Source organism: Flavobacterium sp. AED, from assembly GCF_000812945.1.
In the GTDB taxonomy this organism is placed as follows: Bacteria; Bacteroidota; Bacteroidia; order Flavobacteriales; family Flavobacteriaceae; genus Flavobacterium.
This window is the reverse complement of sequence record NZ_JSYM01000006.1, coordinates 47,793-62,134: the sequence shown is the minus strand read 5'-3', so window position 1 is coordinate 62,134 and position 14,342 is coordinate 47,793. Positions and strand designations below refer to the sequence as shown.

At 33.5% G+C, this 14,342-nt stretch carries 11 protein-coding genes and 1 tRNA gene; 5 read left to right on the top strand and 7 right to left on the bottom strand.

Features of this window, described 5'->3' with window-relative positions; genetic code table 11:
• Positions 1-32 precede the first annotated feature (32 nt).
• Positions 33-2,234: a S9 family peptidase gene (locus OA85_RS15590; RefSeq protein WP_039110768.1), complete on the bottom strand. Its 2,202-nt coding sequence runs from the start codon at positions 2,232-2,234 to the stop codon at positions 33-35.
• Between the two features lie 269 nt (positions 2,235-2,503).
• Here OA85_RS15590 and OA85_RS15585 point away from each other — a divergent pair, with 269 nt between their 5' ends.
• Both OA85_RS15585 and OA85_RS15580 read left to right on the top strand, forming a co-directional pair.
• Entirely contained in the window at positions 2,504-3,820 is a 1,317-nt protein-coding gene (locus OA85_RS15585; RefSeq protein WP_039110767.1) for a hydroxymethylglutaryl-CoA reductase, degradative, read from the top strand.
• Between the two features lie 101 nt (positions 3,821-3,921).
• Entirely contained in the window at positions 3,922-4,839 is a 918-nt protein-coding gene (locus OA85_RS15580) for a GYDIA family GHMP kinase (protein ID WP_039110865.1), read from the top strand.
• A 127-nt stretch (positions 4,840-4,966) separates the two neighbouring features.
• On the opposite strand, the gene OA85_RS15575 is transcribed toward OA85_RS15580, so the two are convergent.
• From OA85_RS15575 to OA85_RS15550, 6 genes are all read right to left on the bottom strand, one after another.
• Complete coding sequence (locus OA85_RS15575) at positions 4,967-7,063, bottom strand: peptidylprolyl isomerase (RefSeq protein WP_039110766.1); 2,097 nt, start codon at positions 7,061-7,063, stop codon at positions 4,967-4,969.
• 109 nt (positions 7,064-7,172) lie between these two features.
• On the bottom strand, positions 7,173-8,432 hold the full coding sequence (locus OA85_RS15570; RefSeq protein ID WP_039110765.1) for a hemolysin family protein: 1,260 nt from the start codon (positions 8,430-8,432) through the stop codon (positions 7,173-7,175).
• A gap of 3 nt (positions 8,433-8,435) precedes the next feature.
• Positions 8,436-8,630, bottom strand: a complete 195-nt coding sequence (locus tag OA85_RS15565; protein WP_039110764.1) for a hypothetical protein — start codon at positions 8,628-8,630, stop codon at positions 8,436-8,438.
• 21 nt (positions 8,631-8,651) lie between these two features.
• Positions 8,652-9,206, bottom strand: coding sequence for an LPS export ABC transporter periplasmic protein LptC (gene lptC, locus OA85_RS15560; RefSeq protein ID WP_039110763.1), 555 nt, complete (start codon positions 9,204-9,206; stop codon positions 8,652-8,654).
• Between the two features lie 48 nt (positions 9,207-9,254).
• Positions 9,255-10,505 (bottom strand): membrane protein, encoded by a 1,251-nt coding sequence (locus OA85_RS15555; RefSeq protein ID WP_039110762.1) that lies wholly within the window; start codon positions 10,503-10,505, stop codon positions 9,255-9,257.
• Positions 10,498-11,232 carry a type III pantothenate kinase gene (locus OA85_RS15550; RefSeq protein ID WP_039110761.1) on the bottom strand — a complete coding sequence of 245 codons (735 nt, stop codon included), beginning with the start codon at positions 11,230-11,232 and terminating at the stop codon, positions 10,498-10,500. Before OA85_RS15550 ends, OA85_RS15555 begins: the two co-directional genes overlap by 8 nt.
• A gap of 98 nt (positions 11,233-11,330) precedes the next feature.
• Between OA85_RS15550 and OA85_RS15545 the strand changes: the two genes are divergently transcribed.
• From OA85_RS15545 to acs, 3 genes are all read left to right on the top strand, one after another.
• Positions 11,331-11,403: transfer RNA gene (locus tag OA85_RS15545), tRNA-Phe, on the top strand.
• 236 nt (positions 11,404-11,639) lie between these two features.
• Positions 11,640-12,200 (top strand): GPR1/FUN34/YaaH family transporter, encoded by a 561-nt coding sequence (locus tag OA85_RS15540; protein WP_039110759.1) that lies wholly within the window; start codon positions 11,640-11,642, stop codon positions 12,198-12,200.
• A gap of 157 nt (positions 12,201-12,357) precedes the next feature.
• On the top strand, positions 12,358-14,265 hold the full coding sequence (gene acs, locus OA85_RS15535; protein WP_039110758.1) for an acetate--CoA ligase: 1,908 nt from the start codon (positions 12,358-12,360) through the stop codon (positions 14,263-14,265).
• The last annotated feature ends 77 nt before the right edge of the window (positions 14,266-14,342 follow it).

Sequence of the window (14,342 nt, the reverse complement as noted above, 5' to 3'; positions counted from 1 at the left end):
AATGCTAATTTTTATTCGGATAAATTTGAAGATCAAATCGTTTCTTTACTTGAAGCATCTGTATTCCCTAAATTCTCTTTAATAAAATTGGTCATTTTAGTATACAATTGAATCCTAGTTTTCCCACCTTTAATACCGTGGTCCTTATCCGGATATATTTGAGAATCAAATTGTTTATTGGCTTGAATTAATGCTTCCATCATTTGCATCGAATTTTGGACATGCACATTATCATCACCAGAACCATGAATTAAAAGAAACTTCCCTTTTAGTTTATCTACATAATTTATTGGAGAGTTTTCATCGTAACCACTTGCATTTTCTTGGGGCGTTTGCATGTAACGCTCCGTGTAAACACTATCATAAAATCTCCAATTCGTTACCGGAGCTACTGCAATTGCCATTTTGAAAACGTCATTCCCTTTCATAATACAATTCGAAGCCATAAATCCTCCAAAGCTCCAACCCCAAATTCCGATCCTGGATTTATCCACATAAGAGTAATTTCCTATAACTTTAGCTGCATCAATTTGGTCTTCCACTTCATATTTCCCTAATTGCTTTTGAGTGCATTTTTTAAATTCAGCTCCTTTATAACCCGTTCCACGCCCATCAACACATGCAACAATATAACCTTGCTGTGCTAACATCATAGCCCAATAATCATTGGAAGCATTCCATTGATTGGCTCCTGACTGTGATCCAGGTCCAGAATATTGAACCATAAAAACTGGATATTTCTTCGTAGAATCAAAATCTTTCGGCTTCATAATCCAAGCATTCAACTCATTTCCTTTTTCGGTTTTTAAAACAAAGAATTCTTTAGCTGGTAAGTTGTACCCTTTTAATTTTGCTGCTAATGCTTCGTTATTCTCAATAATTTGTATTTGCCTTCCAGTTTTTGCCTCATTCAAAGTATACATTGTAGGCTGCGTCGCACTTGAGAAAGTATTGATATAGTATTGGAAATTAGGACTAAAAGTAGCGCCACTTGTTCCAACATTCTTGGACAAACGAACTTTATTTTTTCCGTCAAGACCTATTCTGTAAATGTCTCTATTAATCGAGCCATTCTCTACTGATTGATAAAAAACAGTATTGGTTTTTTCATCAAAACCATAGTATTTAGTAACTTCCCATTTCCCTTTGGTTACTTGGGTTTTTAATTTTCCTGCTTTATCATATACATAAATATGATTGAAACCATCTTTCTCGCTAGTCCAAATAAAACTATTGTCTTTTAAAAAAGTAAGATTATCAGTCACATCTACATACGCTTTGTCTTTCTCATTCAAAACTACTTTAGCAGCTCCTGAATTTCCATCAATAAACAACAAGTCTAAGTTATCCTGATGGCGATTCAATACCTGAGCAGATAAAACATTTGCATCATTTGTCCATTCTATTCTTGGAATATAAAAATCATTGTAGTTTCCAAGATTTACTTTTTGGGTAGCGTTAGTATTCGCATCATAAATATGTAATGAAACTAATGAATTCTTTTCTCCTGCTTTTGGATATTTGAATGTTTCAATTTTCGGATATAAATCTTTACCAAATATAGACATGGAAAGTTCCGGAACTTGACTTTCGTCAAAACGAATATAAGCCACTTTTTTACTGTCTTTACTCCAATCGAAAGCTCTTACAAAGGCAAATTCTTCTTCGTATACCCAATCCGTAATTCCATTGATAATGTTATTTTTCTTTCCATCAGTAGTAATAGGAGTTGATTTCTTAGAAGCCAAATCATATACATAAAGATTATTCTCTTTAGCATAGGCAATCTTTTTTCCATCTGGAGAAAATCTAGGCTCCTGAATCTGGAAATCAAACAACTTGGTTAATTGTTTGGTTCCTATACTATACAAATAATAATCTGCAGTAAAAGAATGACGGAAAATCTTATTCGTGTTACACGCTAACAGTATCATTTTTTCAGAAGCATCAAATGCGTAACTATCAATCTTAGGCAATTCTTTATGATCTTTGGTATCGATTAAAACAGCATTTTTTTTCAACGTTGCAAAATCATACAAATCGATTTGCGAATTTCTTGAAGTCTCGTCAAAATTCAATACGGTATATTGATTGGTATTTTTCATGGATTTTAATTCATCCATTCCTTTAGCAGTAAAAGCACCATTAAAAATTTCATCAATTGTAATTTTTTGTTGGCCGAAAACAGTAAAACACAAGAATAAAAGTAGGACGGTAATTTTGTTCGAATTCATCTATAGATAATATTAAATTTTAGAAATATGTTATACGCCATGAGGCATTATTTTCATTAAATATTGTAATTTTTAATCGTGACTATTTCATGATATAGATTTAAATATAAAAACCGTCAATTTTAGTGAAAAATTTACAATTATTTCACATTTGATGTGTTAAATGTTAAAAACAATATTAAAGCAGGCAATTTATTGAAGATAATATGATATGAACAAAACGGCTAAAAGCGTATCTTTGCGTACATACATACTATAATCTATTGAGAATGAATAACGCCGTAGCCGGATTTTCTAAATTATCCAAAGAAGAAAAAATAAACTGGATTGCCAAAGAATACTTTTCAAATCCTTCTGAAGCAATCACATTAATTAAAAAGTATTGGAATTCTGACGAAAAATTACAGAAATTACACGATGAATTCATTGAAAACACAATAACCAACTTCTATATTCCGCTAGGAGTCGCTCCAAACTTCCTAATCAACAACAAATACAGTGCCATTCCTATGGCAATTGAAGAGAGTTCCGTTGTTGCAGCTGCCTCAAAAACAGCAAAATTTTGGTCCACGCGAGGTGGATTCAAAGCAACCGTTATCAACACGGAAAAAATTGGCCAAGTGCATTTTATTTTCACTGGAGACATTTCAAAATTAGAATTATTCTTTATTCAAACCAAAGCAAAATTTTTTTCGGAAACAGAATCCATCACAAAAAATATGCAAAAACGTGGCGGTGGAATTCTTGATATTGTATTGAAAGACAAAACTAATTTGTTGCCTAATTATTTTCAGCTTCATGCCACATTTGAAACCAAAGACAGCATGGGAGCTAATTTCATTAATTCTTGTTTAGAGCAATTTGCAAAAACATTAAGAGAAGAAGCACTTGTTTACGAATTATTCTCTGTGCCCGAGAAAAACATTCAAATCGTCATGAGCATTCTCTCTAATTACGTTCCTAATTGTACCGTAAGAGCCGAAGTTTCATGTCCTATTGAAGAATTAAAAGAAAAACACATTCCAAATCCACAAGAATTTGCGGAACGATTTGTACAAGCAGTTCAAATAGCCGAAGTAGAACCGTATCGCGCCGTAACACACAACAAAGGGATAATGAACGGAATCGATGCTGTTGTATTAGCTACGGGCAATGATTTCCGCGCTGTAGAAGCCGGAATTCACGCCTATGCGGCACGAAACAGAAAATATTCCAGCTTATCACATGCCAAAATAGAGAATGGAATATTCACTTTTTGGTTAGAAATTCCTTTGGCACTAGGCACAGTTGGCGGATTAACCTCTTTGCATCCATTAGTGAAATTATCATTAGAAATGCTTGAAAACCCATCCGCTAAAGAATTGATGCAAGTGGTCGCCGTAGCAGGTTTAGCGCAAAATTTTGCCGCTTTACGCTCCTTGACAACTACTGGAATTCAAGAAGGGCATATGAAAATGCATCTAAACAATATCATCAATCAATTTGAAGCCAATGATGATGAACGAATTTTGATACATAAATATTTCAAGAAAAATACTATTTCACATAGTGCCGTAGTTGACTTTATTGAAAATTTAAGAAAATAAAATCCTATTTATCAGGAGCTTAATCCCGCTGTACACTATATCTTTTGTGCCGAACCCAGTCACAAAAGGATGCCGTTCCCATCGGGGCTAAAAAAAACCACATGAAACAAACCTTTTACAGTAACGGAAAACTTTTAATCACAGGAGAATATCTTGTTTTAGATGGCGCAAAAGCTTTTGCATTACCCACAAAATTAGGACAAAACCTGATTATAGAAAAAGGAACCAACAAAGAAATCATTTGGAAAAGCTATGATGCTGATGGCAGCATTTGGTTTGAAGATTCCATTTCATTTTCTGATATTTTAAATGATAGAAATTCAGAAAGTGAATCCGTTAAATCTACATTAATAACCATTCTCCACGAAGCTTTTGTCTTAAATCCTAATTTCATCACTAATTCCGAAGGATATACAATTACTACAGAACTTGGATTCCCTAAAAGCTGGGGTTTAGGCACCTCCTCTACTTTAATAAACAATATAGCTCAATGGTTGCAAATCGATGCCTTTACACTGCTTAAAAACAGTTTTGGAGGAAGTGGTTATGATATTGCTTGCGCACAAAACGACACTCCTATTTTATACCATTTAGAACACGGAAAACCTATTGTTGAAAAAGTAGCTTTTAATCCGCTATTTACTGAAAATATTTGTTTTGTATATCTCAACAAAAAGCAAAGCAGTAAAAGTGCAATAGCTACCTATAACATCAATAAAAAAAATAATCTGACCAGAACTATTGCTTTAAATGACAAAATAACTTTCGAAGTTTTAAAAGCTACAACCGTTAAATCATTTGCTACAGCATTAGAAAAACATGAAACTGAAATGAGTATCATTTTGGAAATGGAAACCGTAAAAGAATCTTTATTTCCTGAATTCAATGGCGTAATCAAAAGTCTTGGCGCTTGGGGAGGTGATTTTGTAATGGTAATTGCAGCTGAAAATCCTAGTGACTATTTTACTTCAAAAGGATATAAAACGATTATTCCTTATGTCGAAATGATTCTATCTTAATCCTACAATTCACTTTTCACCTTAAATTCTAATCTAGCTTTCAAACAAAAACTATATTAAAAACAAAATCCCGATACACTAAAGTATCGGGATTTTTTATGTTGAAAAAATAATTACTTATAACTATTTAGTAATTGAATTGTTTTCTGTTGTCTTCAATTTTAGCATTCCCTTTCAATGCAGGAATAACTCTATTTACATCTGAAGCGCTTTGTGCTTTCAATTTAGCTACGTAAGCTTCATGACTCTTCAAAGCTGGAGCTTTTTCTGTACTTACGTTTTTCACAACATAGACACCAGTATTTCCTTCAATTGGAGCTGACAATTTGTTTGCCGTTAATGCAAATGCATTTCCAACAACTTGAGGCTCTTGACCTGCACCAACTAACATTGGATTTTCCATCGTAACAGCTGTAGCTTGTTGTACAGTTGAACCTGTAGCTTTAGCAATTGCTTCAAGGGAAGTTCCTGTCATTTTAGCTTTGATCAATTCCGCTTTTTTCTTGTTTTTAAGAATTGGCTCAACATATGGTCTTGCCAAAGTAATTGATACTAAACCTGACTTATCGATACTTTTAACTTTAGCGATAACATGACCTAGATTAGCTACTTCAAATCTTTTTACAGCACCTACTTTAGTATCACCTTCAAAAGCCCATCTTACTATTGTTCTTTGATTTCCTAAAGGACCAAAAGTTTCGTCCATTGCTTTTACACTAACCGGAGCAGCAATTGTAAGTTTCATGTCTTTTGCCACTTTGTCAAAATCTTTATCAGTAGCATCCATTTCAAATTTAGTTGCTTGTGTGAAAATTTTATCTGAAGTAGCTTCTGAAGCTTCTATTTTTTGTGCTACCGTAGCCAAACGAATTCCGTCTTGTTTATCTGTAATTTTGATGATATGAAATCCGAAAGGTGTTTCAACTAATCCTACTTTACCAATTGAATTATTGAAAACGAAATCGTTAAAAGGCTTCACCATTTGGTTTTGACCAAAGTAACCTAAATCGCCACCTTGTTGTGCTGATGAATCATCAGAATTAGTGAAAGCCAACATCAAGAAACTCTCTGGATTTGCATTAACTTGAGCTAATATTGCTTCTGCTTTTGCTTTAGCCTGCTCTTTATTTCTTTTTTCCTTTTGATTCGGTACTTGTGTTCCTTCATAACTAATTAGAATGTGGCTTGCTTTTGCATTTACACCTAATTTTTTACCCATAGATTTTGAAATACAGTAATATTTACCAAACATATAAGGTCCATAAACTTCACCTGGAGCAAGATTAAACAATCTATCTGCATCAACTGCAGGCAAATCTTTCTTAGCAACATAAGTTGAATCGTAAGGAACATCAGAATTTGAATTTACAAACTCGATATTATTAGTAGCTGCTTTAAATCCTGGCAAAGTATCATTTTTACCTGTTGCTTGATTGTAAACTACACTTCCGCTTAACAATCCGTTAATTTTAGATTTAACTTCATTCTCATCTGAAGCTGAAGCTTTATCTTCAATCAAAACATATTCTACTTCACGAGATTCATCAGCTTTGTATTTTTTTTCATTTTTCTTCATGAAATCTACAATTTCAGTATCAGTAACTTTTACATCACTGTCTTTTATTGTAGAATACAAACCTGCAACGTAAGCAAAATTTACTTTGTTCACTTCCATTTCATATTTCAACTTTCCTTCGCTTTCAGTAGTATAAACTGCTGCTTTTACCAAAGTGTTGTAAATTTGATATTTCGCATTAAGTTCTGCGTCTTTTTCTCTGTCTTTCAAGTATTGTGCTTGAGCTGGATTTGATTTGAAATATTCCTTGAATTTTGCAATATCAAACATTCCTGCTGCATTCAAAAACAATGGGTTTTTTCCAATGTTCTGATCTGCTTTTAAAACTTCCAACAAGTGTTTTTCACCTACTCTTAATCCTAATTTATCAAATTCTGAAGTCAGTAAAGCGATTGAAACCTCTTGATCCCAAACTCTGTTAGCCGCAGCCGTAGAAGTAATTCCTTCTTGACTTTTCTCAACATTACTCACTTTGATTCTAAAATCTTCAAATGCGATGTCTTTTCCATCAATACTTCCTACATCTTTGGTATTTTGACCAAGGCCACCTTTACCGATAAGATCTTGTATTATAAATGCAAATAATGCGATAGCAATAGCTGCTATTAATAAGGCGGAACGTTGTCTAATTTTTGCTAAAACTGCCATTTTTATTGTTGTTAATTTTTATATTCAGTTTGCGAAAATACAATTATCTAATTAATAATTATAGTAGTAGCGTTTTATTTTACAAGAAATTTCAATTTTCTAAAAAAAATCAGTCTCTTAGCGACATTTTAACTAATTCTATTTTCTTGTTTGTGGCTTCTTCTATAACAAAATGAAAGATTCCTATTGCAATTACGTCTCCTTTTTGCGGAATTTCTTTCGTATGATCCACTATGAAACCACCAAGCGTTCCGTAAGAATCGCTTTCCGGAATATGAAGCTTATAGGTCTGATTTAAATACTCCACATCAAGTCGCGTCGAAAAAACATACGTATCGTCTCCGAGTTCATTTTCAATTAGTTCTTCTTCTGAATCGTGTTCATCTTCAATTTCACCAAAAAGCTCTTCTACAATATCTTCTATGGTGATAATTCCAGAAGTTCCGCCATATTCGTCCAAAACAACCGCTACGCTTTTTCTCTTTTTGGTCAACAAATTCATTGCATCTTTAATGTAAATTGTCTCAGGAACAAATTCAACAGAAATCACAATTTCTTTAATGTTATTCGGCTTTTTAAACAAATCGAATGAATGTACATATCCTACAATATCATCCAATGAATTTTCATAAACGACAATTTTAGAATACCCCGTTTCAATAAACAACTTATTCAATTCGGCAATAGAATCATATAAATCAATTGCTACGATTTCAGTCCTGGGACTCATAACATCTCTGGCTTTTACCCCGGAAAATTCCAATGCATTTTGAAACATTAATATTTCAGAATCCACTTCTTCATCATCTTCCACAGTACTCATTTGTTCTGTAATGTAATTGCCAAGTTCCACTTTGCTAAAATACAACTGCACTTGATCACCTTCTGTTTTAAAGAATTTTTTCAATACAAAATCCGAAACCCAGATAAAAAAAGTAGAGATAAAATAAAACAAGACATAAAAAGCATACGCTGGAATAGCAAAAAACTTTATTAAGGTATTCGCATAAATTTGAAAAAAAACTTTAGGCAAAAACTCTGCAGTTATTAAAACTATTAATGTTGAAAGCAATGTTTGAAGAAACAAATTCAATAAACTTGAAAAATGATATCCGAAGCTATCAATCCAATTCATTAATAATTCGCCCATAAAAAACCCATAAACAACTAACGCTATATTGTTTCCAATAAGCATAGCAGCAATAAATTTAGAAGGTTTTTCGGTAAGTTTTGTAAGTATTTTAGAGACGAAGTTATCTTGTTTTTTTTCTATTTCAAGATAAATTTTATTCGAAGAAATGAAAGCAATCTCCATTCCTGAAAAAAAGGCACATAGTATTAAACACAGTATTATAATACTAATTTCCATGTGCTAAGATTTTTTATTTCGATCTTCAAGTTTTTTAGCAAATTTCATTCGGAAGAAAAACATAAAAATTGCTAATCCTGCAATAATAAAACTCAACCAAGGAGTTCCATCAGGTGCATTAAACTTTGTAATACCATCATAAATGAAGTAGGCTCCAAAAACAAGATAAAAATAAGGGGTGTATTTTAAGTACGTCATGATTTATTTGAATCTATACAATTATTCAGCTGTTTGAATTTCACCAGCTATTCTTTGTGAATTAATTACTTTAAAGTCTTTACTGAAATCAATTCCTTGTCCATTTGAAGCTCCTTTACTATCCGTAAATTTAAACTTTTTTTCGGTAAAAAACCATTCGTTTTTTTGATCGTAGTACAACTGTTCCGTTTCCAGCATCTGACCATTTTCAGATTTAATTCTCACTTTTCCCTGCAAATCAATTATCCCGGTCATTTTGTAAGACACCGCATAATTTGAAGTTATAAAAGTTTTCTTCGCTTTATTATCATACAAAGTAACATCAATGCCTTTTGGAAATTCAGTAAATGGAAAATCTATACTGGAGAAGTCTAACATTTTAGGGCTAACCAGAATTGCTTTAATCAATCCCGAATCCGTATATTTCAAGTTGACATTATCAGCATCTCCACTGGGAACAAATTCAGAAAAATTTATCTTCTGTACCTCTTTAAAATTACTTTCACACCCAAAAAACAGAGTCACAGCAAAAACTGTGACTACTGGAAAGAATATATATTTTTTTAGTAAAGGCATACGCTATACTTAACAAAGTAATGTGGTTATGTGTACTCGATTAGAGTTTTAGTTGAATTTTCTTTTATCGAACCATTTATCATTAAGAGAAAAACCAACACTAAAGTTAGCATAATTCTCTTGAACAAGATTTGCATTTGTAGTTCCTCTTTTGCCTAATTCAAACCCTAAATTTATATTAGAAAAACTACCCGTGATTGGCAAACCTAATCCTAAAGTTAAACCCATGTCATTAATAGATTCTGAATTGATCATCAAACCTGTTTTTTCATATTTGATCCCTCCTCTATAAACAATCCTTTTGGCATAACTTGAAAAAGAGTTATAACTTGGAATATAATATCCTCCTAAACTAACACTCCCATATCTTCCATAACCCACGTTAGAAGCTTTATTATAACTATTTTCCTGACCTGAAGTTTTTTGATACGCAACCATTCCTCCAATAAGCCATTTTTTTGATTCACCTATTCCCGCACCAAATGATATTTTACTTGGCATTTTCAATTTCACTTGCTCATTTTGATCTGCAAGAACATCAACAACAAGCACATCAAACCCTGAACTATATCTAACACTAGAGATATTCCTAGTGTTTTTAGAGGTCAAAGTGCTTTCTAAAGCATAATTCAGACTAGTATAAAGGCTTAATTTCTTGCTTATTTTAGCTTGATACATTGTTCCAATATTGAAATTAACACCCGACAAATCAGCTGTATTAAGCTCACGGGTACCTACAGGAACGTTAGTAATAAACTCCAAGCTATTCGTTTCTATTTTACCAAAATTGTAGTGCGCATCAGCACCAATACTAAAATTAGGCGCTATTTTATAACCAACCCCTAAAAAAACTTTATTCAAACCGCCGTTCCCACTTAATCGTCTGTTCACAGCTCCATCAATTGCTGATAACGACTCTATTTTGTATCCCACCGAAGAATAAGGAATCAATCCAAAACCTGCTCCAAATTTACCCAAAGGCAAACCAACAGCTAAATAATCTAAAGTTGTTCTACGTGTGTTTGCTGAACCGGTATTGCTTTTCAAGCTTTTTGTTGCATAAGTCCCTCCCAGGGAGAACGTGGTTAATTTCAAATTTGAAAAACTGGCTGGATTTTCTAAATTGATATGAATACTATCCTGCTCTACCGCAACACCCGCCATAGACCTATTTTCAAGCGTTCCTTTAAATCTTATGTCACCAATTCCATAAAAAGAGTACGGTGATGAAGTTCCTTCTTGAGCAAAGGATACAAGTGACAAAAGCAAGCAGGCGCTTATTATAAATTTTTTAATCATTTTTGATTTTATATTGAAATGTTTGGCTCAAACTCTCTAAAAGAAAATTTGAATTGGCAAATATGGTATTTTTTAATCGTTTAGCCAAAAATTCTGTGTCTCCACCCGTTAAAATTATTATAAAATTTGAATACTGTCTGCTATATTCATCGATGAAACCGTCAATCTCATAGACTAATCCATTAACCACACCAGAATGAATCGAATCAGAAGTTGAATTCCCTATCAAACCTTTAGGGCTTTCCAACGTAAGTAGTGGTAATTTCGCAGTGTAATTATGCAATGACTCATAGCGTAAACGCAATCCTGGTGTTATTGCCCCTCCAAGATAATTATTGTCTTCATCTATAAAATCAAATGTAACACAAGTTCCCGCATCAATTACCAATCGGTTTTGGCTTGCAAATTGAAGTGTAGCTCCTGCAGCAAGAACCATACGATCAATTCCTAAAGTTTTAGGGGTAGCATAACAATTAACGAACGGAAAAACATCTTCATGGGACATAAAATGAACTTTTAAATCATTTTCAAACTCCAAAAACGATTGTTTTTCGACAGCTCCAACGGATGAAATGACCAAATCAGCAAGCTTATTGTATTTTTTTAAAATATTTTGAATGTTTTTTTGCAGTTCATTTTTAACAAAAATGAAATTTTCCACAAGTATATCACCCTCAAAGACAGCGGCTTTAATTCTGGTATTTCCGACATCAACAGCTAGAATCATATTTTATTTTTTGATGTTGCGAAGATACGAATTGATTTTTTTTAAAAATTGTTTTGGATAAACTAAAAATCATTCTATATTTGCACCCGCAATAGCGAGGTACCTTAGCTCAGATGGTAGAGCAATGGACTGAAAATCCATGTGTCCCTGGTTCGATCCCTGGAGGTACCACAAAACCCAAACAGAAATGTTTGGGTTTTTTGTTTTATTACTCCTCCTCAAAAATTACTTTTTTGAGATTTCTCTACAAACTTTTGTATTTGATCAAAAAAAATATTCGAAAAATCGAATAGGTATGATATATTTGTTAATTAACAACTATATCCGGAATGTGGTTTTACAAATTAAAGAAGAACAAAACTACATGATGAAACTAACCAAAATAATTTTAATTTTTTTAAATCTTTATGGAACAAATCATCAAAGACACTACAGCTAATCCAGCACCATTGGGACTTTTTGGCTTCGGAATGACCACTATTTTATTAAACATCCATAATGCAGGATTCTTCGAACTCAATGCTATGATTATGGGGATGGGAATATTTTTTGGAGGCTTACAGCAAGTTATTGCTGGTATTATGGAGTGGAAAAAAGGAAATATTTTTGCAATGTCCGCTTTTACTTCCTATGGCTTCTTTTGGTTGTCACTTGTAGCATTATGGATACTTCCATTATTCGGAATAGCAAAGCCTGACGGCACTTCAATGGGCTTTTATTTAGGAATGTGGGGATTATTTACATTCGCTTTTTTTATAGGTACACTTAACGGGAATACTATTGGGAAACTTATTTTTGGCTCTCTAGTTATTTTATTTATACTATTATCAGCCGCCAGTTTTACCGGAAATTCAACTATCCATACCATTGCCGGCTATGAAGGAATTTTATGTGGTTCTTTTGCTTTTTATGAAGCCGCAGCATTAATCATCAATGATAAATTAGGAAGGCAAGCATTACCACTATAAAAAAGGCATTAATTATTTGTAATAATAACTAAATACCGATTCTTAATACTAAACTGAATAGGTATTTCTAATAATTTCTCACAAATTTATTGATAGATCATTCATAGCATTAAAATTTTTAAAATCAATTAATTAAACCCAACGGGTTATCAAAAATATGAGTCGATATAAAATAAACAATTTAGAAGAATACTTTAAAGAATATAAAAAATCAGTCCGTGAGCCGAGAAAATTCTGGGACAAAATTGCTGCTGAAAACTTTACTTGGTACCAACAATGGGAAAAAGTAGTTGATTTTAATATGGCCGAAGCCGAAATAAAATGGTTTACCGGAGCCAAAGTAAATATTACTAAAAACTGTATCGACAGGCATCTTACCAAAAAAGGCGATAAAACCGCTATTATTTTTGAGCCTAATGATCCAAAGGAAGAAGCGTTGCATATTTCCTATAATGAATTGCACCAACGTGTTTGCAAAATGGCAAATGTATTGCGGGAACAAGGCGTTAAAAAAGGAGACCGTGTTTGTATTTATTTACCAATGATTCCTGAACTTGCCATAACAACATTGGCTTGTGCCAGAATTGGAGCGATCCATTCGGTTGTTTTTGCTGGATTTTCGGCTTCAGCAGTAGCTACTAGAATTAATGATAGCGACTGTAAAATGGTCATCACCTCAGATGGGGGTTATCGCGGTAACAAAACCATTGATTTAAAAGGAATAATTGACGAATCGTTACTAAATTGTCCCGGTGTTTCAAACGTTTTGGTAGTAAAAAGAACCGATACTTCAATAAACATGAAAGCAGGTCGTGACCAATGGTTGCAACCCCTTTTAGACGAAGCTTCAGATAACAATGTCGCTGAAATTATGGATGCCGAAGACCCTTTATTTATCCTTTATACTTCTGGTTCAACCGGAAAACCAAAAGGAATGGTACATACCACTGCCGGTTATATGGTTTATACTGCCTATACTTTCAAGAATGTATTCAATTATGAAGAAAATGACGTTTTTTGGTGTACCGCTGATATAGGCTGGATTACAGGACATTCTTATATTCTTTATGGTCCTTTATTGAATGGCGCAACAACCGTTATTTTTGAAGGCGTTCCCTCCTATCCTGATTTCAGTCGTTTCTGGGAAGTAATCGAAAAACATAAAGTCACTCAATTTTATACCGCACCAACCGCTATTCGTGCTTTAGCAAAAGAAAGCTTAGATTTCGTTCGAAAGTTTCCTTTAAAGTCACTGAAAGTAATTGGTTCCGTAGGAGAACCCATTAACGAAGAAGCTTGGCACTGGTACAATGACCATGTTGGAGATAAAAGATGTCCCGTTGTAGATACATGGTGGCAAACTGAAACCGGAGGAATTATGATTTCACCAATCGCCTTTGTGACTCCAACTAAACCTACGTATGCTTCCTTACCATTACCTGGAATTCAGCCTGTGCTCATGGATGAAAAACGCAATGAAATTGAAGGCAATCAAGTAACTGGAAGTTTATGTATTAAATTTCCTTGGCCTGGAATTGCCAGAACCATTTGGGGAAATCACCAGCGATACAAGGATACTTATTTTTCTACTTTTCCAGGAAAATATTTTACTGGAGATGGCGCTTTGCGTGATGAAGTGGGCTATTACAGAATTACAGGTCGTGTGGATGATGTAGTTATTGTTTCAGGACACAATTTAGGAACTGCACCTATAGAAGATGCCATTAATGAGCATCCTGCAGTTGCTGAATCCGCCATTGTAGGTTTCCCTCATGATATCAAAGGAAATGCCTTGTACGGCTTTGTAATTCTAAAAGAAACTGGGGAGTATCGTGACAGAGAAAATCTAACCAATGAAATTAATCAACAAATATCAAATCACATTGGACCAATTGCAAAACTGGATAAAATTCAATTTGTTTCCGGTTTACCAAAAACCCGTTCGGGAAAAATTATGCGTAGAATTTTACGCAAAATAGCCGAAGGAGATTATTCGAATTTTGGAGATACCTCAACATTGTTGAATCCCGAAATTGTAGAAGAAATTAAAAACGGCAAAATTTAAATTTTAGTTTTTAGTTGTAGTTGGAAACTGTTTCATTTATGGAGCAGTTTTTTTGTATAAAAAAAGGCTGTCTTTTT